We start from the raw sequence: 22940 nt of genomic DNA on the forward strand, positions 1-22940 counted from the left end.
GTTAACCCCTTCTTCCTATATTCCACACGGCATTCTGAATTGTATAAACGTATCCTCAGACGGAAACTGCTCCGTTCTGACTTTTTTTCCTTTGAGTACGGCAGTAAGCTGCCGCAGTGTTTCCGGATCGGGTGTTTGATCCCCGTCCAGTCGGACAACCACATCTCCATGATCCTGTCCGAAGTTTAAGGTCAGTTTGCGAACCTCTCCCCAAGAAGACCGGCCGCCGCCATATTGATAGGCCCTGATTGCATCCGCAATCGCCCCGGTAAGTGACTCGCCATCCTCGGGAGAGACCAGAGCACTAAGCTGCAACTCATCTTCTATTTCCACATGCAATTCCAGCGCAATTCCACTGGCGCGAAAAGACTGAAGATAAAATACGAGGGAAGGAATACCTAATCTGGAGATTCGGCTTTCTTCTGTAACCCGCTCTTTTATTCTTTCCACACATTGCAAGGATTTATCAAGTTTGCCCAGCCGAAGATATCCATATAACACCTGAAGGTCGTTCATCCAGTCGTGTCGATGATGATTTAATGAAGCAATTGCTGTTTTTTCCATGGATTGTATGATGGCTCTGCGTTCCGCCTCCGCCTGTTTCTTCATCGCATTCACAGAAATGAGCAATACTGCGACGGACCACAATGCGCACACGACGCTTGAGATCATCGCCGGATACAACATAACGAAAACCAAAGGAATCAGAAGTGAACATGCCGCAATCCACGGCACTCTTTTCCAAGATTTCATGGCTTCTCCCCGTTCTACAAAACTCGGTTGGTCTACACCCACCGTAACCAAGTATAACATGTCTTTTCTGCCAGTTCATTATCGAATAACCGTTGAATACAAAAAACCTTCGGCAAAAATGCCGAAGGCTCCTTAGGCGGAATGCCGATATTACGCTTCTACTGCTGCTGCTACAGGAGCAACATTAACAGGATAGATGCTTACTTTTTTGCGATCGCGTCCCCAACGTTCGAATTTTACAACGCCGTCGATTTTCGCGAACAAAGTGTCATCTTTACCGATGCCAACGTTAGTTCCTGGGTGAATTTTCGTTCCGCGTTGGCGAACGAGAATGCTACCACCAGTTACAGTTTGACCATCAGCACGTTTAACACCCAGACGTTGAGCATTACTGTCACGTCCGTTCTTCGTGGAACCTACACCTTTTTTCGATGCGAATAACTGAAGATTTAATTTCAACATGATTGGTTGTCCTCCTTCTTTGCTTATTTGAATTGCTGTATTTTAATATACTTCCCGTATGACTCTGCAATATTAGAGAGCATAACCACCATGGATTCGAGTAACAATTGTACCTGGGACCAAGTTTCCCCTCTCTCTAACAAAGGTAAAGAACCGCTTAAAAAGCCATTCTTCATCTTGGCATCCATTTCGACACCGGTCAATGTTTCAATCGAGTTCACCGTACCCACTGTAACAGCGGATACCCCGGCACATACGATGTCTTCTCCCCGCTTGGCAAAATTAGCATGCCCTTCAATGGAAAAACGTTCGATGTTCCCGTCCTCATCACGAAAGATTTGAACGATAATCACTTATCGCACCTTCTTTACGCTTTGATTGTTTCGATAGTTACTTTAGTGTACGGTTGACGGTGACCTTGCTTCACATGGTAGTTCTTTTTAGGTTTGTATTTGTATACGATAACCTTTTGTCCTTTGCCATGTTTCTCCACTTTAGCCGTTACAGTAGCTCCGGAAATCAATGGTGTACCTGCTGTCAAACCTTGATCGTTAGATACAGCCAGGACACGGTCGAACGTTACGCTTTCGCCATCGTTCGCAGTCAATTTCTCGATGAACAGAACATCGCCCTCTTGGACTTTGTACTGTTTGCCGCCTGTTTCAATAATTGCGTACATTTGCCTTGCACCTCCTCATGTCTCAGACTCGCCCGTTCTCAGGTGACAGTGTCCTTGCGGAACTGTTCTTATACCCGGCCAGTGCGGTTACAGCATGTGCAAGACCATTAGGCTAAACACATACTTGAAGATTATATCACGCAATATATCAAAAATCAATGCAAAGGTGAAATATATCTTTTTCCCGTTCCATGGCAGGAAGAACACGGCTCCACATAGGGTAACGTACTTTCTTCCCGCACTTTCTTACGGGTAAGTTCGAGCAAACCCAGCTTGGTCCAACCCATTACAAACGCTTTGGTCCGATCCTTCTTGAGCTCACCCTCCAAGGTTGCTGCGACTTCATGCCGATTCGAAGTTTCCTCCATATCAATGAAGTCGACAATAATCATGCCACCGATATCTCGCAGGCGCATCAGACGAGCAATCTCCACTGCTGCTTGTATGTTGGTCTCTGTCACGGTCTCTTCCAGACTGTCACCGCCAGCTCCCGTATATTTACCCGTGTTCACATCCACTACAGTCAGAGCTTCGGTATGATCAATAACAATGTATCCGCCTCCGGGCAACCACACTTTCCGAGCAAAATCCTTATTCAACTGTTCCTGCACACCATAGGCAGCAAAGATGGATTCTGTTCCTCGATACACCTGTACTTTGGGTTGATGACCAGGACTAATCTCTTCGAGCAATGCTTTTACCTCACGGGCTTGTCCTTCACTATCAGTGATGACTTCGTCACTCCCTGGCGTATACACATCTCTGATGATTCGCTGTACCATGCTATGATCCCGATGCAAGAGGCTTGGTGAAGGCAAACTGTCCGCTTTTTCACGAATCAGATACCACTGCGCGCGTAATGTTTCCAAGTCCGACTTAATGGCTTCATGCTGCTCTTCTCCAGATACGGTCCGAATAATAAGTCCTTCTTCATCCCGCCTCAGTTGCTCCCCAAGTGCCTTAAGACGGGAACGATCCCCTTCACGGGCAATTTTCTTGGATACCGCTACATAGTCAGCAACAGGCATGTAGACAAGCCAACGGCCCGGGAGTGAATAATGAGTCGTCACCCGGGCTCCCTTGCCTCCTACCGGTTCTTTCAGAACCTGAACAATGACTTCCTGACCCGGACGAAGCAACTCCGAGATGGAAGGCTTCACCTTGGGCTGTTTCTCCAGATGGGGATGCAACACATCGTCCACATAGAGAAACGCATTCTTTTTCTGACCAATATCCACAAAAGCAGCTTGCATACCTGGTAACACATTCACGACCCGTCCCTTGAAAAAGGAACCCAGCAGTCCACGATCACGTGTACGCTCTGCCGTAAATTCCACAGCTTTGCCTTCTTCCAGAAGCGCCATTTGCATGAGGTTATGTTCATTATGTACTATCATTTGTTTCATGGCTTCACCTCTAGAAGACAATTCAAATCATCCACATCCATTTCAGTATCTTTTCAATTCTCATTGTACATATATTAACCCATTTCAGAACAGGTCCACCAGAACACTACAATTTATTACCATTTTGTTGAAAATAGGAACCGATAATCCGTTGCTCAGGCAATACGGCCATAATTCGACCCTGTCTGTTCATCACGTATACCATATGGTATCTTTCTCTCTTTAATAGACGCAAAATAGTGTCCAAAGGTTTCGCCGGGAATGAGATTATTGGCTGCGCCAAACTGCCAGTAGCCGCGTGACGAGCAAACGCACCCTCTCGATTCATCAGAAAACGAATAAAGCGATAGGGCACATTTCGGTAATCCGTTACGTTGGAATAGAACAAAAAAAGGCCGATTAACAGAATGTTGAGCGGTAGGCCGTAGTCTCCAGTAAACCATCGGCTGATAGCATATAAAATAACCCCTACGCTACACAGAATGCTAATTCTGTAAGTCCACATTAATGTTGTATAGTAAGGTGCCCACAGACTGACAAGTGCCTGAACAACTTTACCTCCGTCCAGAGGAAGTACAGGCAGCAGATTAAATAGGGCAATGAGCAGGTTCCCCTGAATGATATAGTTGAGAAATACCGGATCGCCCAGATTGCCATACTGCAACAGCATAACCACGCCAACCATCAGGATGTTTTGTAATGGACCAGCCAGAGCAATCATGATTTCCCGGTAGGCCGTGATCGTACCTCCATCTTCGATAACCGCAACTCCTCCAAAAGGAAGCATCTGGATCGACAAGACACGATAGCCCAGAAGTGCTGCCGCCGCAGCATGTCCACATTCATGAATGAATACGATGGCAAACAACGTAATAAGCTCAATAAAATGTCCAGTCAGAAGGGAGGCCATCATGATAATTACAAAAAACGGATGAAACGTAATATGGACTCCCCACACCCTAATCAAGGGCAACAACTTCCGCCGGGTCTACGTACTCCTCCCCCTCTTTGACTGCAAAATAGAGCGTGGCCGGTTGTTCACCACCCGTAGCCTTGAGACTCCCCACTGGATTCCCCGCTTCCACCCAATCATTCACGCTCACTTCACTTTCGTTCAGCCGACCGTATATTGCCGTGACATTGCCTGTATGTTGGATGACAACTGTGAATCCACTTGCTGCATCTCCGATAACCTCCATGACACGCCCAGCATCAGAACTTGCGACCTGTATAAGTTCTGCACCTGCGGCATCCGGAACGATCTCAATTCCCTTCATGCTCAGCGCGAATGGCTGAACCACTGTGCCTGAGATCGGTTTGCCCAGTAACTGCCTTACTTTCAATCCGTTCACGGCATCCGTCGTATGTCCGAGGACCGGAAGAAACGAAGGCGTTCCTCCAAAATGCCGTTCATACCAAGCCGCTGCTGAGGCAAAATCCATATCCCGATGGAGTGCATCCGCAATTACTGTTTTGGGTGATGTCGTCCACGATGTATCCAACTGAAATAGACCCCATACTCCGCCAAATATCAAAGCGCTAATAACCGTCCGTTTGAGAAGTGACTTGAACAGGTTGAATCTCGAATGCCCTCCTGGAACGAAATGACCATTCTCTTTTTTCCACAACCATTCCGGATCTCTTTCCTGTGTCCCCTCACTAGGCGGCGTAAATGGTTTTGGGTGTATGATCTCATTCTTGTCCAACAGTGAACCTAATTTCTGCTCCTGTAAGACCTCCACAGTGGCACCATCCATCAGTCGCCGGATACGTTCTTCTCGTCTCTGCTTGATTCTGAGTTTCGTGTTCATGGAATGTCCTCCCGCCGAGGCTTGTTTACTACATCCTATGAAGAGGTGGTTGATAATATGAACAAGCCTGCCCGCAGGTAACAAAAAAAGCCGGGCTATAAGCCACGGCTGTCATGTAATCAGATAATGAATAAGTCCATTTAAATGAGTTAACCCATTCCCAAGAACTTTTTGAAACGAGTAAAAGCACCCTTTTTCTGCTCCAGCTGCATCAATGGGACCGTATCTCCCAGAATGCGTCGTGCGATATTCCGATACGCAATTGCCGCAAGTGAATCCGGATTCATGACCGTAGGTTCTCCTGAATTGGCCGCTTTGATGACCAGTTCATCATCAGGCACGATGCCAATCAGGTCAATATTAAGTACTTGTAAAATACCATCGATATCTAACATGTCACCCGATTTAACCATATTATTGCGAATTCGATTCACCACCAGTTTTGGTGATTGAATGTGCGAACTCTCCAGCAGGCCGATGACACGATCCGCATCACGTACTGCAGCATTTTCCGGTGTAGTGACCACGATGGCCTGATCTGCTCCTGCTACCGCATTTTTGAAACCCTGCTCTATGCCGGCTGGGCAATCAATAATGACGTATTCAAAATCTTTTTTCAATTCAAGGATAATATCCTTGACCTGTTCTGGCGATACTGAGTTTTTGTCTCTCGTCTGCGCCGCAGGCAACATATATAATTCTTCGAAACGCTTGTCTTTGACCAAAGCCTGATTCAGACGGCAGCGGCCGTCCGCAACGTCGCACAGATCGTAAATAATACGGTTTTCGAGTCCCATCACGACATCCAAATTACGAAGGCCGATATCGGTATCTACCAGACAAACCTTTTTGCCGAGCAGCGCCAGCGCTGTCCCGATGTTTGCCGAGGTGGTTGTTTTACCCACGCCGCCTTTACCCGAAGTGATCACGATCGCCTCTCCCATGAGCTACACTCCTTTAAACACATTAAAATCTCGGCGTAACCGAACGATATTGCTCATTTTGTCTATCTGCATCTGATTGTCCTGTAAGTAAGCAAATTCCATTCCGGTCTCTCGGCTCTCCCATTCATCGGGAGGACGACTGATGATATCCGCAATCCGCAGCTGCGTCGGTGCAAATACCGAAGCGGCAATGATCGCTTCCTCGTCCCCGCCAATTCCGGCATGAGCCATACCTCTGAGTGAACCCAACACATATATATCTCCGGTACACGTCACTGTGCCCCCCGGATTGATATCCCCAAGAAACAGGAGATTTCCTTCATGATGAAGCACCTGACCTGAACGCACCATACCACACATGGTTACAATCGGCGGTGGTCCTTTAACCTCCGGTTGGAGTGCAGGTGAGTCGATGGATCGAATAAGCAGATTCCCTTTTTGCTTCAATATATCGAGGATTGCTTCTTTCTGGTCCTCTGTCACTTCGCGGGCACCCAACTTGATATCCACATGAACAATCGGTCCGGTCAAAATATTTTGATGGCTGTGTTCCAGCTTATAGCGGAGCTCATAGAGCAATTCCTCGAATTCACATTGATCGTCCAACAGGAAAACCAGGCCGTCTCGGATGCCTTTAATCGTTACGTGATTCGATTTTACCGTCATAAGCCTGTCCCTCCCATCTCATTACATTTCGTGCCCGGGGCCCCAAGTTCCTGCTTTGCGCTCCATAAATGTATTTAGGAAGCTTCTTCTGTCTTGCTCCGTCTCTTGCCGATCCGCTCCAGTTGTTTCCGAAGCGGGACATAAATGATCAAGGCAAACACAAAATGAATGAACAAATTAGGAATCATGTATTCAATCAACGCCCAGTCAAAGGTCACGTGGTTAAGTTGGAAGAGCTTGTACAGGAAAAATAGCATGGTGTCATTAAGCAGACTTCCCAAAATGACAACCGATACCATAACCGGCAGTGGTGCACGTGGTGCTTGAAAAATGAGTCCCATCATATATGCCGATAATCCCATCGAGAATCCATAAGGTCCAATCATCTCGCCGTAGAATACAACGTCATGCAATAGTCCAAAAAATATACCGAGTACTAGTGCCGTGTGACGATGATGATATACAGCGATAAACAAAATTACGATATAGACCAGATTGGCAGAAATACGCATCTGCCAGCCAGAAGGGATGAGCAGTGGCAAAATTGTGCCTTCCGCAATGAACAAAAGGAATAGTAACAGGAACAAAACTTGCTTACGTGTTACCATTATTCTTTTACCTCAGGCGGGATAATGACAATCAGCTCTTTCCAATCAAGGAAGCTTGCGTATGGTTTGATAATCGCAGTTCGCGTTAAACCGTACTCCCCAACTTCAACCTTTTCCACTTCACCAATCCGCATGTACTTCGGAAAATTGTTAATAATTCCGGAGGAGATAATCTCATCATCCTCTTTGATATTAGAATCCTCCGAGATTTTGGTCATCTTGAGCATGCCCGTCTTCGGATCGTAGCTCTCAATCATACCAAACACTTTCTCTTTACCTACCGCCGTTGCTGCAATGGCATTGGATGTCGGATCATTGGCGTCCATGGACGTTAACAGATTAACCGTTGATGTATATGAGCTGACATGACTGATCACGCCGACCAGCCCTTCCTGGGAGGTAACGGCCATCCCCGGCTTGATTCCCGCATTTTCACCGATATCAATGTTAATGGTTCTGCTATTTGGATCCGAATTGGCACTGATAACCTGAGCAATTCGTGAACCGTAATTATAGCGATTCTTCTGTTCTTCTGTGAAATTGAGCGCTTTCTGAAGCTGCTCATTCACTTGCTCCATATCATTGTACTTCAGTCGATCCCGGGTATAGTGACCCATCGCGATGCGGAGCTCTTCATTCTCTTCATATACCGTACGCATGTTCGCTACATCTTTGAAAAAGCCCGCTACATAGGAAGCGGGCTTGTAAAATACGTATTGTACAAATCCAACTGAATCCTTCAGGAATTTCTCCGGCCAGGATAGAGTGGTTCGCGGACTGAGCGTAAAGCCCATTAACGCGATAAATGTAACAAGGCCCACCAGCAAAACAAAAAGTCTTTTGTTGCCTAGCAGTTTAAACAGTTCGAACACCCTCTAACATCCATATTCTCTTCCGAGCCATGCCCGGCGGGGAGACTGTCAGACCTGTAGTCCCTGCGAGAATATCAGCCGATCCTCCCCTGTTAAGCGGGTAATAGCTCATCCCCGGGGTTAACCGGGTCCTCTATAAAGATATCTTGCCACTTGGTCGCTATGCCAAGTTAGGCAAATACCAATTAACGTTTGGAACGAACTGCCGAACTGCTTCTGCTTTTGAACAAATGAATATTCTCTAGCGCTTTACCTGTTCCGATTGCTACACAATCCAGCGGGTTCTCAGCCACAATGACAGGCATTCCTGTCTCACCAGCGAGAAGCTTGTCCAGGTTGCGAAGCAACGCCCCACCACCTGTAAGAACGATACCCCGATCCATGATATCGGCTGCAAGTTCAGGCGGGCATTTTTCCAGTGTTACTTTTACCGCTTCAACAATTGCATTCACGGTATCAGCCAGCGCTTCACTGATCTCGTCCGAAGTAATCGTAATTGTCTTCGGCAGACCTGTTACAAGGTCACGTCCACGAATTTCCATCGTTTCTACTTGTTCCAATGGCATAGCTGATCCGATGTCCATCTTCAATTGCTCCGATGTACGCTCACCGATCATCAGATTGTATTGGCGTTTGATGTACTGGATAACGGATTCATCCATCTCGTCACCTGCTACACGAACCGAACGGCTCGTTACAATACCACCAAGAGAGATAACTGCCACTTCCGTTGTACCGCCACCAATATCGACAACCATACTACCCGTTGGTTCCCATACAGGCAGATCTGCACCGATTGCAGCAGCAAAAGGCTCTTCAATTGTATAGGCTTCACGTGCTCCAGCCTGTTTGGTTGCATCTTCAACCGCACGTTGTTCTACTGCCGTGATCCCGGATGGTACACATACCATCACGTTTGGATGACGCTGGAACATGGAGCGTTGTTTTTGCGCCTCACGGATGAAATATTTGATCATCGTTGCCGTTGTATCGAAATCGGCAATAACGCCATCTTTCATTGGACGGATGGCACGAATGTTACCTGGTGTACGTCCAATCATTTTTTTGGCGGCTTCACCTACTGCCTCGATGCTATTTGTATCTGTCCGTATAGCGACAACCGAAGGTTCTCGCACCACAATTCCTTTTCCTCGTACATAAACCAACGTATTTGCTGTCCCCAAGTCAATACCCAAATCTTTCGTAAAACCACCAAACATAACATAATCTCCTTTTCTGCCTCATATAGCCGCTCCATTCTGATCCAGAGCGTAATAATTATATTCCCACGCAATACGTGGAGCTAATATTCGCATTTGTTTTTTTGCATTTGTAAAGTGAACCTATCTTTTACGGACAACGCCGTTAACATTCATAGGAAAACATCAACGCCAACCATTATATTATACTAAGCCCTTCTCCTTCAAACTTACGTACGTTCCATCTCCGATAATAATATGATCAAGCACGTCAATGCCAACAATAGCGCCTGCTTCAATTAGTCTCTTGGTTATTTGGATATCCTCCGGACTGGGCGTAGGATCACCACTCGGATGGTTGTGTGCGCACACAATCGATGCGCTGCTACATTTGATGGCAGCCCGGAACACTTCACGTGGATGTACAATCGAAGCGTTAAGGCTGCCCATGGAGAGTGTTTCCTGGGCAATAATATGATTTTTGCTATTCAGAAAGAGACACACAAAATGTTCTTTTTGCAAGTAACGCAATTGTTCGGTCAGGATATCAGCTGCATCACGCGGTGTACGAATTGAAGTCGACTGTGTGAGTCTGCTCTTGGCAATCCGATGACCCAGCTCAATGCCAGCTTTCAATTGCACAGCCTTGGCATTGCCGATCCCTTTCATCGCGGTCAGTTCTTCCAGACTCAAATCCATCAACGAGCGAATGCCACCCGCTTCGGCCAGAATCCGCTGTGCCATATGCACCGCGGATTCCTGTCTTGTGCCTGTTCGAAGTAAAATTGCCAGCAATTCAGCATGGCTTAAGGCGCCCGCCCCGTATTCCATCATGCGTTCTCTCGGGCGTTCTTCCTGGGGGATGTCGCGCATCATGTAGTGAGGCGACTCCATATGTTCCCTCTTTTCATTTCACAACATTTGGCTTCATTCATGTTCGTGGCAACACATGTACGCCGAACTCGTCCAACATATCACTTAGCAAAGATAGCGGCAAGCCAACCACATTAAAATAACATCCTTCAATGCGGTCGATCAGTGAAGCACCAATGCCCTGAATGGCATATGATCCTGCCTTATCTGAAGGCTCACCTGTCTGCACATAAGCACGGATGGTCGCATCCGACAGCTCTTTCATCGTTACATCGGTCTGGCGGTAATGAACTAACGACTGTCCATTGCCCGCATCAATACAAGCGACACCCGTGAACACCCGATGTACGCGCCCCTGCAGTCGGGATAACATACGTTCAGCATCCGCTTCGTCTAAGGGTTTGCCTAGAATCTCACCATCCAGAACAACAACGGTGTCACTACCAACAATAATGGCTTCCTGCTCGCGGCCTTCAAGCCCGCAATACACGGCAAGCGCCTTGCGCAAAGCAAGTTCCTGTACCGTCTGTTCAGGTGTCCACTCTGGTGGTGTATCTTCATTGGCATGACTTGGTATTACATCAAACGCTAGGTGGAGTGATGCGATCAGTTCTTTGCGCCGAGGCGATGTGGAGGCCAGAATAATAGGGCGCTGTTGTGTGTTATCCAAAATGAACGGCTCCTTATGCCACGGCAACATCCTGTCCGGATCACGATAATAGATGTCACTGGTTTAATTTTTTTCGTCATAACTCGTCATTCTCCTACAGTCTGCGATACAGCCACACAGCGGCAATCATACCGATCAGACTCAGAAGGCTCATTTGAAATTGAAGTGAAATATTATAACTGATAATATCCAGATCAGCCTGTGGCGACCAACGTATGGTCGTGGCTTTCGTAAGAAAGGCTACTGCCTTTACAGGCTGCAGTGCCTTGGCGATCCACGCTCCGGCCATCCAGCCGAGCAGCAGAAACAGCAATAACATGCCGAAGTTTTTTTTCATCGGTAATCTTCCCTCGCCATTTTTTGACACCCACATTATTATACGGGGTTTTGTACGTCAATACAAACACAAATCCGGCAAGGGGAACTATTTCCAGTTCCTTGCCGGATGGGTATTTCCAAGCGTTGTTATGGGAAAGAGCATGTTACTGCTTTATCGCTTCGAGCCATTTTTTCTGCTGCAGTACATAATCCATCAGATCGGACTGCACGGACCACATGTGTACATCATCCGGGTTTTTGTTGTACTCCGCGATAGCCGTAATTGCACTGTTCATTGATTTCTCCATTCCACCAATAATAGGTTGTACATCTGCGGTCAGGCCAGGTGTAAGACTATTCAATCCCGTCAGCCATGACTCGTGCTTATTTTGAATCGCGGTCATCGTTTCTGTAGAAACTGCTGCCGGAGCAGACTGTCCCAGCTGCTGAATGGACAAGGTAGATAATTGTTCCACCAGTGCAGAACTGTTTGTGAAGAACAGCTGCACATCCTCTTGTTTGCCACCGAATATAGCCGGGTTGATCTCAGGGTTCACAATCTCCTTGACATACAGTTCAACTCCCTGGGCTTTTAACCTGGAGCTAAGTAGCTTGGCCTCTTCACGATCAGCCGAAATGCCTGCATATACTCGATTGCCATCTTCAGGATCAGAACCTGCGGCTATACCTGCCTGAGCCAGTTCAAGCTTAGCCTGCTCAGCTCGTTCAGGAGAACTGAACACGCCGTATTGAAGTGCATAATACGTACTGCCAGTCGCCGCTGTCTGAAGTTGCTGCTCTGTACCTGCAGTCCCCTCCTGACCCGTCACAGTGGAAACTGCCTGATTGACGGGCAGAAGATCGCCTGGCTTCGCGGCTCCTTCTTTATTAAAAAATGAAAGAATAACCATACCAAAAAGTGCTCCGGTAACAAGTGCACCAGTGACAGAACCAATCATTTTCCAGCCTCTTGGAGGGCGATTGCGTTTATAGGAATAGTTCTCCGAATCTGCAAGCCAGTCGTGGCCCTGATCATCATGGGCATTGGACAGATCACGACGCTCTTCCTCCGGATTATCGGTGTGATTAACATAACCGTAACCGGAACGGTTCCCAAAATAATGGGCCTCATCCAAGTTCAAGTTCGAATCATGACTCACCCGTTCGTCAGGTTCAGGTACAGTAGAGCTTGTCAGCACCGTCTCTCCCCAGTCTCCGGGGATATCCTCAGGCGTCCATGATGGGGTTGTATCCATCTTAGGCGTTAGCGGTTGATTATGCGGTAATTCTTCACTTAACGTCACCAATGGACTGGACGCAGATATCCTCTTGTTTTCAGGCTTGTCCGACTCATGATCCCCGAAGCGAAACGTCATTCTAGCATTGCTCACCCGTACCCTCTCCTTTGTCCCATTTATATAAGCTATATGCAGAGACTGGAGAATACATTCCATATAACGCAAAAAACGCCTGCTTCGTATCGAAGACAGGCGATTTCTCAATTGATCTATTTCAAACCTTTGGCAAGTGTATCGCCGACTTTCCAAATATCACCTGCGCCCATCGTAATCACAAGATCTCCTGGCTGCAGACGATGTTGCAGATCAGCTACCACTTCTTCTTTTGTAGGAAGGTAACGTGCAGAAGCATTACTGTTTTGAACGATCAGTTCAACCAGTCGGGCTGAGGTTACCCCTTCGATCTGTTTTTCGCCCGCAGGAGAATAGATGTCCGTAATAAGCACCTCATCCGCTTCCGCGAAAGCACGACTGAACGCATCCAGCAGGAAGAATGTCCGCGTATAACGCTGTGGCTGGAATACCGCAATAATGCGTTTGCCCGTTGCTTTGGCCGCACTAATGGTAGCTTCAATCTCAGTCGGGTGATGAGCATAATCATCGATGATCAGCATATCGCGCGCCTCGCCCAATACCTGGAATCTGCGTTTGGCTCCGTGGAACTGGATGATAGCTGCCACAATCTTCTCAAATGGAATGCCTGCTTCCAAACAGGTAATCACAGTAGCCATTGCATTATAAACGTTATGCTTACCCGGCACTGATAATTCCACCGTGCCCATAGCAGCACCCTGATGATTCATCGTAAAGGAGATACGGCGATCGCCCAGTACAATATCCGTTGCCGTATAATCCGCAGCACGATCAATACCATAGGTTGTAATCCGTGACTTGAGTTCTGGCAAAATCGCTTGAACATTCTCGTCGTCAGAACACACAATCGCTGTTCCTTCCGGACGAATCTGGCTCAGGAACTGCACATAAGCCCTTTTGAGCTCCTCAAAATCACTGTTGTAATTCTCCAGATGATCTGCCTCAATATTGGTTACAATACCGAGCCATGGATGGTACTGCAAAAACGAACCATCGCTCTCGTCCGCTTCAGCGACTACCCAGTCTCCTTGACCGGCCTTCGCGTTGGTACCCACATTCATGATTTCTCCGCCAATAATGTATGTCGGATCTGTATCACATTTATCCATAACAAGTGCAATCATGGATGAAGTGGTTGTTTTACCATGAGCCCCAGCTACAGCCACACCTTTACGTTCGTTCAACAAACGTGCAAGCATCTGGGAACGATGCAGAATCGGAATGTTCAGCTCTGCAGCTGCTACCCGTTCCACATTATCAGCAGGCGCTGCCGTAGAGTAGACAACAAGATCTGCTCCAGTGACGTGCTCTGCCGTATGTCCGATATATATTTTCGCTCCCTTGGCTGCCAACTTCTCGGTCAACTCCTGTGAAGCGACATCCGATCCGGTAACGGTGTATCCCATTTCCAACATAACTCTTGCGATGGCACTCATGCCATATCCGCCAATCCCTATAAAATGAACGTGTTCCGATGTATTTAACAAAACTTTCACCAACCTTTTTCAGAATCGGTTTGATGCAAAAGGGCTGCCCGCACATCCGCAATCAGGTACAGTGTGCCGGAGACCACCCCCAGATCTTCCGCTTCCGTCCGTGACTTCAATAGATCAAGTGCCTTTGCCCATTCGGGCTCGACGATGATTTCCAGTTCCTGCTTCGCAATGGCGGGACGTACCCGTTCGACAATCTGCAGCAATTCGGCTGCATCCATTTTGCGTCGGAAATCTGGCTCGGTCAGGATCAGCGTATCCACTAGTGGCAGTATATGCTGCAAATACGCTTCGTGATGCTTATTTGCCAACATACCCATCATCAAAATTAACTTGTTGTGCGGATAGACATCCATAATGCTCTTGGCCAGTGACTCTGCCCCTTCCGGATTATGTGCTCCATCAAGCACAATTCGGGGTTCATCGACGACTTTTTCGAATCTTCCTGCCCAGAAAGCATTCTCCAGTCCAAGTGCAATATCGTTGTCATCCAGCATAAATGCCATGTATTGTCTAAGCAATTCAAGCACCATAAGTGCGGCCGCTGCATTGTCACATTGATGTGAGCCCTGCATGCGTATGCGAACGTCCAGATCACGGAACGGGCCTGTAAAATGAAAAGATTGTCCGTTCTCATTGCTGTCCAGTCTATGATAAGAGAATTGATCTCCAGCCAAATACACGCTTGATTGAAGCTGCTGTGCTTTCTCCTGAATCACCTTCACAGCTTCGGGTTGAGTCGCGCAAGTCACAACGGGTACTCCCGGCTTGATAATACCTGCCTTTTCTCCAGCAATCTGCTCAATCGTATCTCCAAGCACATCCGTATGATCCATACCAATGTTGGTGATGACGGACACAACAGGTGCGACAATATTCGTTACGTCCATCCTTCCCCCTAGCCCCGTCTCCCATACCACAACGTCAGGGTAACACTCCTCTGCATAGTATAGAAGCGCCAGAGCCGTGGACACCTCAAACATCGTGGGTGATCCAAGCGGAGTGGAGGCCATTTCCATGACCAGTGGATGTAATCGGTTCGAGAGCTTAAGCAGGATTTCTTCAGGAATATCCTCACCGTTGTATTGAAAACGGTTTGTAAACTTGGTGATATAAGGCGACGTAAAGGTACCCACATCATATCCAGCCTGAAGAAGCACTGACGTCAAAAAAGCGCAAGTCGAACCTTTGCCGTTCGTTCCCGCGACATGAATAAATTTGAGACGTTGGTGTGGATTGCCTAACATGGACATCAGACTCTCGATTCGTTCCAATCCAGGTCGGATGCCAAAAGGAATAAGGCCATTGATCCAGTCCACGGCCTCGTTGTACGTAAGTAAAGGAGCTGCTGCATCTGTCCCGTCTAATTCCGTCATCTGATTCACCTTCGGTCCCGAGTTTGAGTGAAAAAAGCGGCCGGATGGCATAATGGCTCTCCATCCGACCCACATATATTAACCTTTAAGTTCCTTGATTCGTGCAATCACTTTATCCCGTTTATCGGAATAATCTGCTTGTTTGGCGCGCTCTTCCTCAATAACTTTGGCAGGAGCTTTGGCTACAAAGCCTTCGTTCGCCAGCTTTTTCTCTACACGGAGAACTTCGCCCTCAAGGTTCTCCAACTCTTTCTCCAAACGAGCCACTTCCTGCTCGATATCAATAAGACCTGCGAGCGGCAAGTATAGTTCTGCCCCCGTAATGATCGCAGTCATTGCCTTATCCGGTGAGTTTAAATCCAGCCCACTATCGAACTCGGACGTATTACAGAAACGTTTGATGTAGTGACTGTTACGCGCAATGATGCTGGACGTCTCCGCACTATTTGCTTTGACCATCAGCTCGATCTTTTTGCTCATCGGCACGTTCACTTCTGCACGAATGTTTCGCACTGCACGAATGGTATCCATAAGCAGGTTCATCTCGGCAACAGCCTCTGGGTTCTCAAGAGCAGGATCATATACCGGCCATGATGCCAGCGTAATGGTCTCACCTTCATGCGGCAGATGCTGCCAGATTTCTTCGGAGATGTATGGCATAAACGGATGAATCAGGCGCATGGTTTGATCCAGCACATAAGCAAGCACGGATTGTGTTTTCTTCTTGGCAACCGGATCTTCCCCATAGAAGGACAGCTTAGCAAACTCGATGTACCAGTCACACAGGTCATCCCAGATAAAGTTATACAACACACGACCCGTTTCCCCAAATTCATACGCTTCGATTAGACGCGTAATATCGCGGGAAGTTTCGTTCAGACGGTGCAAAATCCAATAATCGGCTGTACCAAGCTCTCCGCTAATGTCACGTTCCTCATAGGTGAATCCTTCCAGATTCATCAATGCAAAGCGCGAAGCATTCCAGATCTTGTTGGCAAAGTTACGAGCCTGCTCCACTCGTTCCCAACGGAAACGCAGATCCTGACCTGGCGTGCTGCTGGTTGAGATCATGTAACGCATTGCATCTGCGCCGTATTTCTCAATCACATCCAGCGGATCTACACCGTTGCCCAGTGATTTGGACATTTTGCGTCCATCTGCATCACGAACAAGACCATGCATCAGCACATCCTTGAACGGAATCTCATCGGTGAATTCCAGTGCAGTGAAAATCATACGTGCAACCCAGAAATATATGATGTCATACCCTGTCACAAGTACACTTGTCGGATAATAACGTTTCAGGTCTTCCGTATCTTCCGGCCAGCCTAGTGTGGAGAATGGCCATAAGCCGGAGCTAAACCAAGTATCGAGTACGTCTTCGTCCTGTCTGAGCTTGCGTCCAGCATTCTCTGGCAGCGTTGTTGGATCTTCAGCAGATACGATGATTTCACCTGTTTCTTCATCATACCAAGCAGGTATACGATGTCCCCACCACAGTTGACGGGAAATACACCAGTCACGAACGTTCTCGATCCAGTTCAGATAGGTTTTCTCAAAACGATCTGGAACAAAATTAACCCCTTCGCCGCTCTGTTGTTTCTTAATCGCTCTCTCTGCAAGTGGCTTCATCTCAACGAACCACTGTGTAGACAGATATGGCTCAACAACAGCTCCGGTACGTTCACTGTGTCCAACCTGATGCGTGTGATCCTCAATGTTGATCAATACGCCCTGCTCTTTCAAGTCAGCAACAATCTGCTTGCGGCAGTCACTGCGATCCAGTCCCTGATACTTGCCTGCCTCAGCATTCATTGTGCCGCTCTCATCCATTACCGTAATCTGAGGCAGATCATGACGAAGACCTACTTCAAAGTCATTTGGATCATGCGCAGGTGTGATTTTAACTGCACCACTTCCAAACTCTTTATCCACATAATCATCAGCGATAATTGGAATTTCGCGTCCAATGATAGGCAGTACAAGTACTTTACCAATCATATCTGCATAACGCTCATCCTTCGGATGAACAGCAACCGCTGTATCACCCAGCATCGTTTCAGGACGCGTTGTTGCCACTGTAACGTAGCCACTTCCGTCTTTGAGCGGGTACCGCAGATGGTACAGGTGACCCTGAACCTCTTTATATTCAACCTCAATGTCGGACAGAGCTGTCCGGTTCACCGGGTCCCAGTTAATGATGCGTTTGCCTCGGTAAATAAGGCCTTTTTCATACAGTTGAACAAATACTTTACGAACCGCTTGGGACAGACCTTCATCCAGCGTAAAACGTTCACGTGAGTAATCAAGCGACAATCCCATTTTGCCCCATTGCTGACGAATGGTAGTGGCATATTGATCTTTCCAGTCCCATACCTTCTCCAGAAACTTCTCACGTCCCAGATCATAACGAGTCAGACCTTCTTCACGCAGCTTCTGCTCCACTTTGGTTTGGGTAGCAATACCTGCATGGTCGGAACCCGGAAGCCACAGTGCGTCATAACCTTGCATCCGTTTGGTGCGGATCAGAATATCCTGCAGTGTAAAATCAAGCGCATGCCCAATGTGCAGCATCCCGGTCACATTTGGGGGTGGAATTACAATCGTATACGGCTCGGCATCTTTACGTTGACCGGCTTTGAAATATCCACGTTCCATCCAGGTGGAGTACCATTTATCCTCTGCCGCCTTAGGATCGTAAGTGGTCGGCATTTCTGTTGTAGCTGATTTTTTTTCCTCAGACATGTGTCATTCCTCCGTTACTTCATCATCTTCGCCAAAAAAAACAAAAAAACCTTTCATCCATCAAAGGACGAAAGGTTAGCTTTCGCGGTACCACCTTTGTTTCACGCCTACAGCAAGATAGACTTCACCCTCTGTACATGACGTGACACTTCAAGCAGATAACGGCTGCTACCGGCCCATCCTACCTCAGAAATAAATGACGATAGATCTCATTCATCCCTTGTATTCAAACAGGCAACTCCCGGGCGACTTCGATCAGTTGGTTCCTGCGGAATCTCACAGCGTTGCAATTCCACTCTCTGAAAGGTCATACTGTCTACTACTCCCGTTCCACGTTGTTCTTCAAAAAACCTACACACATCATACCTTGCTCGTGCGCGATAGTCAACCTGACAACAGCGGATAAAGAGCGCTGGAATGCAGGTTTAGGACGAATCATGCAAAAACCCGCAATCCTCAAGGGGATCACGGGTCGTAACGAAGGCTTTAACTGAGGCTTAAGGGATGTACAATATCTGACCTTCTTCCACAACCTGCTCAGATAATCGGTTATACAACTGAAGTTCCCTCGTGCTCAATTGATATCGATCTGCAATAGCATCCAGTGTATCTTCTCGCTGAACAATGCAAAGTTTCACCTTGCGGAACGGGGTCTGGTCCACGATCGTTCCCAGGAACAGGTTCTTCCATTCCACATCATCAGCTGGATACGTTTCTTCCTGTACCACACCCGCAGGAACCTCATCGCCTCGCTCCACTTCAGCATCGCGTGCCGCTCTACCGGAGGATAACAAGGAAGAGATACCTACGCCCTCTTCTTGCCGTGGTGCGGATTCTTTTTTGCTGCCAAAAGCAACCTTCAGCTCCGGCTTGTCTTCCGTCTCAGCCACAGGTTCAGGAACAAATGCTTCGTTCTGTACGAACTCGTCTACCCCAGTCGCTTCAAAAGACGGTCGGTCTTCCTCAGGGTTGCCTGGTTCGGACGAAGCAAATACACCTTGCCAGTTCTCCGCCTGTGATTCGCCCGGGACATCGGCAACTGCCTGATTCTCCTGCTGAGGTACAGATCTCGCGGATTCGAAGTGCCATACCTCTGGTGCGTCCGGTACATCCGGTGATGCCAACTCATTAGATGATTGAGCAGTAGGCTCTGAGACTGCTTGATCTGCACTTCTCGAGTTCGCAGGCAATGCATCCACGGAAGGCTCGGACCAACCCGAAGACTCATCTTCCAGAGGCAACAATGGTTCCGACTCAGGGTAAGAAGCTAATCGATCTGCGGTCTCAGCCATAAATGACGAGATCGGAGAAGGTTCGCTGTATTGCTCATGAGATGCCAATTCATCTCCATTCGCTGTCAGAGATGCGGGATCTTCATTTGCATCAGGTTGTCTGTTTTCGTTAACGTACTCCGCACTTAGCTCCTCAGATTGAAGTGGCTCTGCGGATGACGCATTCGCATAATCCTGCTGCCATTCTTCGCTATTCCTTAATGTCTCTTCCCGTGTGGACAGGTCAGCGAATTCCGGAGCACCATATGCAAGTTCTGCTGCATTCGTAAGTCTCTCTTCCTCACTCCGCTGGAGCAGGTACTCTTGTGCAAATGTGTTGGGATCGCTACCTGCCTGTGCTGCTTCATCGGAACGGTTGGATTGCTGAGCATCAGGTGAATGAACAACTGTAAACTCATCTGCTGACCACACTTGTGGCTCTTCAACAGGAAAACCTTCGATACCTCGTAGCGACAACACGCCTGTAATGTTCAGACTGCGATTGGATAACAGATCCACGTCAAAATTTTCGATCTCGATGGAAATATCTTCAATCGATCTGACCCGGTTCAGCGGCACTGTGATCTCCACGGGAATGAAATGTTTGAGCTCCTCTGAAGCCTCATTTTCTCCTCTGTACGCACCTGTAAGTAAAAGATGCCCTCTTAATGTGGCATGATCATCCTGCCCTATGACTTGAATGCGTGGGTATAGTTCAATCTCCTCCAATTCCTCAATCGCAGGAACTCCCTCAGACAAATGAACGCGCTCATAAATATCGAACCGCAAACCATAAGGTTGATTCAACAAAGGTGGCGTCCTCCTTTCGGCATATGTTCACCATGATCCTTCTCATGGGACTGATCCATGGTCCAAATCCTTCGTTACCCCATCTATATGCCTTGAATGAGAGGAGCATGCCACCTTTTGAAAAACCTTGCTATATATGTTCAACTTATGGTTATTTACACTGTCACTCCAATGACAGAACAACCTTCTGATCGCTTTTATCCCCAGATTTTTTTCATTCCTTTTTATAAAGGGAAAACCCGGGGATAGCTTATGCTTCCGAAGCAGCTTTCTTTCAGAAAGCTTTTAGGCGAACGCTTTGCTTCTTCTGGTTGTTTCTGTCCTCTCTGTTTTCGTGTAAATAGTTAGTCGAACTTATATAGTGTATTAATAATTTTGACGCTCTCGCTCTGCCAATTGTGTGAAGTCGGATGGCCAAGGGTCGTTCACTTCAATCATCGCTCCGGTTAACGGATGACTAAACTTAAGCATCTCTCCGTGAAGTGCTTGTCGTCCAATGGCATCCGCTCTACCTCCATACAACGCATCACCAATAAGCGGATGTCCCGCGTAACTCAGGTGTACACGAATTTGGTGTGTGCGTCCTGTATCCAGCTTTAATCGTACAAGGGTTGCTCGTTCCCACACTTCGACGATCTCCACATGAGTAACAGCTTCCTGTCCACCTTCCGAGACACGCCTGCGCTGTTTGTGATGTCTATCCTTGCCAATCGGAGCATCAATTTTGTGGAGTTCAAGGGGGATTTGTCCACCTGCAATGGCTACATAATGGCGACCAATCTCTTTGCGACGCATCGCTTCATTCAGTTTGGCGAGGGCAAAAGCATTTTTGGCATACAGGACAGGTCCGGTTGTATCCTCGTCCAGTCGATGAACATGGCGTACGCTCGCCTGGATTCCGTTCATTTCATAATAAGAGGCAACCACATGATCCAGCGTGATGGCCTGATCGGCACGGCTTCCATCTGGATGCAGTTTCATACCTGCCGGTTTGTGCATAACCAGACAGAAATCGTCCTCATACAATACATCCACATCAGCCCAGCGTGGCTCGACATCGATTGGCTGGGACGCAAAAAGGGCCAGCCGAAGCCGGTCCCCTGCAAGTTGTATTCCTCGGTTTGCTTTCAACTGACGTAGCAATTTCTCCGGAAACTGAAGTTCAGACAATAGCCATTGCTCTGCAGCCATCGGTTTGTCCGAACTGCCTGTTACGGCTTTCCCTGGCATCAGCTCAAGCCATTCCCCGCGGCGTTTCCAACTTTTGATGGTCATAGCGATTGAAGAGCTTTACGATTCGCCTCAATCGTATCGTCAATATCCTGCTCTGTGTGCACACCAGAGACAAACATGCCTTCATATTGCGAAGGTGCAACACTTACACCTTGATCAATCATGGCCGCAAAATAACGACGGAATTGATCCAGATTGCTTTCTTTGGCAATATCATAATTGGTTACTGGAACGGCACTGAAGAATGGACAAACCATGGAACCCACACGGTTAATGGTTATCGCAATACCCGTCTCAGCTGCATTTTTCTCGAATCCGGCTTGCAAACGTGCAGACAATGTCTCCAGACGGTCATAGACCTCTGGTGTTAACAATTTGAGCGTGGTATATCCTGCTGCCATAGCCAACGGGTTCCCACTAAGTGTACCTGCCTGATAGATCGGTCCTGTTGGAGCAATCTGTTCCATCAGATCCCGACGACCACCATAAGCACCAACCGGGAGTCCGCCACCGATAACTTTACCCAGACAAGTCAGGTCAGGTGTAACCCCATATCGTCCCTGAGCACAGTTCAACCCTACGCGGAAACCGGTCATGACTTCGTCAAAAATAAGCAGGCTGCCATATTGGGTCGTCAAACTCCGCAGGCCTTCAAGGAAACCGGAAGCCGGAGGAACAACCCCCATGTTACCTGCCACAGGCTCCACAATAACAGCGGCCAGTTCTCCACCATAACGTTCAAAAGCAAGTCTCACGGACTCCAGATCGTTATAAGGCACCGTAATGGTATTCACAGCTACGCCTTCAGGCACGCCTGGACTATCTGGCAGACCCAGCGTTGCAACACCTGAGCCAGCCTTGATCAGCAAGCTGTCTGCATGTCCATGATATGATCCTTCAAACTTCAAAATTTTACTGCGTCCGGTTACCCCGCGTGCCAGTCGAATGGCACTCATCGTTGCTTCCGTGCCAGAATTAACCATCCGCACGATATCGATAGAAGGTACACGCTCACAGACCAGTTTTGCCATCTCGGTCTCCAGCAAGGTAGGCGCACCAAAGCTTGTTCCTTTGAGGGCTGTCTCACGCAAAGCTTCTACAACGTCAGGGTGTGCATGTCCCATAATGAGTGGGCCCCACGATCCCACATAGTCAATAAAAACATTGCCATCAATATCGTAGATTTTGGACCCTTCACCACGTTCTGCATAGATCGGAGTAAGTCCCACCGATTTGAATGCGCGTACAGGGCTGTTCACACCCCCGGGTATGTACTGCTTCGCTTCCTCAAACGCGCTGCGTGAGCGCTCATCATTGCGACGATTACCTTGTTGTGCAGTCATGAATATCCTCCTCAATG

At 47.8% G+C, this 22940-nt stretch carries 22 protein-coding genes and 2 other annotated features; all 22 genes read right to left on the minus strand.

Annotated elements, in window-relative coordinates; all coding sequences use genetic code 11:
- Positions 1 to 15: 15 nt before the first annotated feature.
- Positions 16 to 813 (minus strand): Spo0B domain-containing protein, encoded by a 798-nt coding sequence (locus V6668_RS23700; RefSeq protein WP_017692623.1) that lies wholly within the window; start codon positions 811 to 813, stop codon positions 16 to 18.
- 90 nt (positions 814 to 903) lie between these two features.
- A complete protein-coding gene (gene rpmA / locus V6668_RS23705) occupies positions 904 to 1215 on the minus strand; it encodes a 50S ribosomal protein L27 (RefSeq protein ID WP_017692622.1) in 312 nt (103 codons plus the stop codon).
- 23 nt (positions 1216 to 1238) lie between these two features.
- The gene (locus tag V6668_RS23710) at positions 1239 to 1568 is read right to left on the minus strand and encodes a ribosomal-processing cysteine protease Prp (protein WP_036605912.1); all 330 of its coding nucleotides are present in this window, start codon (positions 1566 to 1568) and stop codon (positions 1239 to 1241) included.
- A 14-nt stretch (positions 1569 to 1582) separates the two neighbouring features.
- On the minus strand, positions 1583 to 1894 hold the full coding sequence (gene rplU, locus V6668_RS23715; RefSeq protein WP_017692620.1) for a 50S ribosomal protein L21: 312 nt from the start codon (positions 1892 to 1894) through the stop codon (positions 1583 to 1585).
- 14 nt (positions 1895 to 1908) lie between these two features.
- Positions 1909 to 1993, minus strand: a sequence feature (ribosomal protein L21 leader region).
- Between the two features lie 56 nt (positions 1994 to 2049).
- A complete protein-coding gene (locus V6668_RS23720; RefSeq protein WP_338706900.1) occupies positions 2050 to 3300 on the minus strand; it encodes an Rne/Rng family ribonuclease in 1251 nt (416 codons plus the stop codon).
- A gap of 106 nt (positions 3301 to 3406) precedes the next feature.
- A complete protein-coding gene (locus V6668_RS23725; protein WP_036605910.1) occupies positions 3407 to 4267 on the minus strand; it encodes a M50 family metallopeptidase in 861 nt (286 codons plus the stop codon).
- The gene (locus V6668_RS23730; protein WP_076320302.1) at positions 4260 to 5111 is read right to left on the minus strand and encodes a M23 family metallopeptidase; all 852 of its coding nucleotides are present in this window, start codon (positions 5109 to 5111) and stop codon (positions 4260 to 4262) included. Before V6668_RS23730 ends, V6668_RS23725 begins: the two co-directional genes overlap by 8 nt.
- A 149-nt stretch (positions 5112 to 5260) precedes the next feature.
- On the minus strand, positions 5261 to 6055 hold the full coding sequence (gene minD / locus V6668_RS23735) for a septum site-determining protein MinD (RefSeq protein ID WP_017692616.1): 795 nt from the start codon (positions 6053 to 6055) through the stop codon (positions 5261 to 5263).
- A 3-nt stretch (positions 6056 to 6058) separates the two neighbouring features.
- Positions 6059 to 6721 (minus strand): septum site-determining protein MinC, encoded by a 663-nt coding sequence (gene minC / locus V6668_RS23740; RefSeq protein WP_017692615.1) that lies wholly within the window; start codon positions 6719 to 6721, stop codon positions 6059 to 6061.
- Between the two features lie 74 nt (positions 6722 to 6795).
- Positions 6796 to 7329: a rod shape-determining protein MreD gene (mreD, locus tag V6668_RS23745; protein WP_036673543.1), complete on the minus strand. Its 534-nt coding sequence runs from the start codon at positions 7327 to 7329 to the stop codon at positions 6796 to 6798.
- On the minus strand, positions 7329 to 8201 hold the full coding sequence (mreC, locus tag V6668_RS23750; RefSeq protein WP_076253325.1) for a rod shape-determining protein MreC: 873 nt from the start codon (positions 8199 to 8201) through the stop codon (positions 7329 to 7331). Before mreC ends, mreD begins: the two co-directional genes overlap by 1 nt.
- A 185-nt stretch (positions 8202 to 8386) precedes the next feature.
- The gene (locus V6668_RS23755) at positions 8387 to 9421 is read right to left on the minus strand and encodes a rod shape-determining protein (protein ID WP_017692612.1); all 1035 of its coding nucleotides are present in this window, start codon (positions 9419 to 9421) and stop codon (positions 8387 to 8389) included.
- Positions 9422 to 9604: 183 nt separating this feature from the next.
- Positions 9605 to 10294, minus strand: coding sequence for a RadC family protein (gene radC, locus V6668_RS23760; protein WP_338706901.1), 690 nt, complete (start codon positions 10292 to 10294; stop codon positions 9605 to 9607).
- A gap of 37 nt (positions 10295 to 10331) precedes the next feature.
- Entirely contained in the window at positions 10332 to 10943 is a 612-nt protein-coding gene (locus V6668_RS23765) for a Maf family protein (protein ID WP_338706902.1), read from the minus strand.
- A gap of 94 nt (positions 10944 to 11037) precedes the next feature.
- Positions 11038 to 11280, minus strand: a complete 243-nt coding sequence (locus V6668_RS23770; RefSeq protein ID WP_036605903.1) for a DUF4321 domain-containing protein — start codon at positions 11278 to 11280, stop codon at positions 11038 to 11040.
- A gap of 145 nt (positions 11281 to 11425) precedes the next feature.
- Entirely contained in the window at positions 11426 to 12652 is a 1227-nt protein-coding gene (locus tag V6668_RS23775) for an SPOR domain-containing protein (protein ID WP_338706903.1), read from the minus strand.
- 116 nt (positions 12653 to 12768) lie between these two features.
- The gene (gene murC / locus V6668_RS23780; protein WP_047841184.1) at positions 12769 to 14088 is read right to left on the minus strand and encodes a UDP-N-acetylmuramate--L-alanine ligase; all 1320 of its coding nucleotides are present in this window, start codon (positions 14086 to 14088) and stop codon (positions 12769 to 12771) included.
- Positions 14089 to 14144: 56 nt separating this feature from the next.
- Complete coding sequence (locus tag V6668_RS23785; protein ID WP_036673600.1) at positions 14145 to 15521, minus strand: bifunctional folylpolyglutamate synthase/dihydrofolate synthase; 1377 nt, start codon at positions 15519 to 15521, stop codon at positions 14145 to 14147.
- A gap of 78 nt (positions 15522 to 15599) precedes the next feature.
- On the minus strand, positions 15600 to 18266 hold the full coding sequence (locus V6668_RS23790; protein WP_338706904.1) for a valine--tRNA ligase: 2667 nt from the start codon (positions 18264 to 18266) through the stop codon (positions 15600 to 15602).
- Between the two features lie 60 nt (positions 18267 to 18326).
- Positions 18327 to 18608, minus strand: a binding site (T-box leader).
- A gap of 155 nt (positions 18609 to 18763) precedes the next feature.
- Complete coding sequence (locus V6668_RS23795; RefSeq protein ID WP_338706905.1) at positions 18764 to 20347, minus strand: LysM peptidoglycan-binding domain-containing protein; 1584 nt, start codon at positions 20345 to 20347, stop codon at positions 18764 to 18766.
- 366 nt (positions 20348 to 20713) lie between these two features.
- Positions 20714 to 21622, minus strand: a complete 909-nt coding sequence (locus V6668_RS23800) for an RluA family pseudouridine synthase (RefSeq protein ID WP_338706906.1) — start codon at positions 21620 to 21622, stop codon at positions 20714 to 20716.
- Entirely contained in the window at positions 21619 to 22923 is a 1305-nt protein-coding gene (hemL, locus tag V6668_RS23805) for a glutamate-1-semialdehyde 2,1-aminomutase (protein ID WP_338706907.1), read from the minus strand. Before hemL ends, V6668_RS23800 begins: the two co-directional genes overlap by 4 nt.
- Positions 22924 to 22940 lie beyond the last annotated feature (17 nt).

The sequence above is a fragment of the Paenibacillus amylolyticus genome (assembly GCF_036894225.1).
In the GTDB taxonomy this organism is placed as follows: domain Bacteria; phylum Bacillota; class Bacilli; order Paenibacillales; family Paenibacillaceae; genus Paenibacillus; species Paenibacillus amylolyticus.

Coding starts and splice junctions, on each gene's coding strand:
- V6668_RS23700 (WP_017692623.1), bottom strand. CDS start 813: ATGTTATACTTGGTTACGGTGGGTGTAGACCAACCGAGTTTTGTAGAA.
- rpmA (WP_017692622.1), bottom strand. CDS start 1,215: ATGTTGAAATTAAATCTTCAGTTATTCGCATCGAAAAAAGGTGTAGGT.
- rplU (WP_017692620.1), bottom strand. CDS start 1,894: ATGTACGCAATTATTGAAACAGGCGGCAAACAGTACAAAGTCCAAGAG.
- V6668_RS23720 (WP_338706900.1), bottom strand. CDS start 3,300: ATGAAACAAATGATAGTACATAATGAACATAACCTCATGCAAATGGCG.
- V6668_RS23730 (WP_076320302.1), bottom strand. CDS start 5,111: ATGAACACGAAACTCAGAATCAAGCAGAGACGAGAAGAACGTATCCGG.
- minD (WP_017692616.1), bottom strand. CDS start 6,055: ATGGGAGAGGCGATCGTGATCACTTCGGGTAAAGGCGGCGTGGGTAAA.
- minC (WP_017692615.1), bottom strand. CDS start 6,721: ATGACGGTAAAATCGAATCACGTAACGATTAAAGGCATCCGAGACGGC.
- mreD (WP_036673543.1), bottom strand. CDS start 7,329: ATGGTAACACGTAAGCAAGTTTTGTTCCTGTTACTATTCCTTTTGTTC.
- V6668_RS23755 (WP_017692612.1), bottom strand. CDS start 9,421: ATGTTTGGTGGTTTTACGAAAGATTTGGGTATTGACTTGGGGACAGCA.
- radC (WP_338706901.1), bottom strand. CDS start 10,294: ATGGAGTCGCCTCACTACATGATGCGCGACATCCCCCAGGAAGAACGC.
- V6668_RS23770 (WP_036605903.1), bottom strand. CDS start 11,280: ATGAAAAAAAACTTCGGCATGTTATTGCTGTTTCTGCTGCTCGGCTGG.
- murC (WP_047841184.1), bottom strand. CDS start 14,088: ATGAGTGCCATCGCAAGAGTTATGTTGGAAATGGGATACACCGTTACC.
- V6668_RS23785 (WP_036673600.1), bottom strand. CDS start 15,521: ATGACGGAATTAGACGGGACAGATGCAGCAGCTCCTTTACTTACGTAC.
- V6668_RS23790 (WP_338706904.1), bottom strand. CDS start 18,266: ATGTCTGAGGAAAAAAAATCAGCTACAACAGAAATGCCGACCACTTAC.
- V6668_RS23800 (WP_338706906.1), bottom strand. CDS start 21,622: ATGACCATCAAAAGTTGGAAACGCCGCGGGGAATGGCTTGAGCTGATG.
- hemL (WP_338706907.1), bottom strand. CDS start 22,923: ATGACTGCACAACAAGGTAATCGTCGCAATGATGAGCGCTCACGCAGC.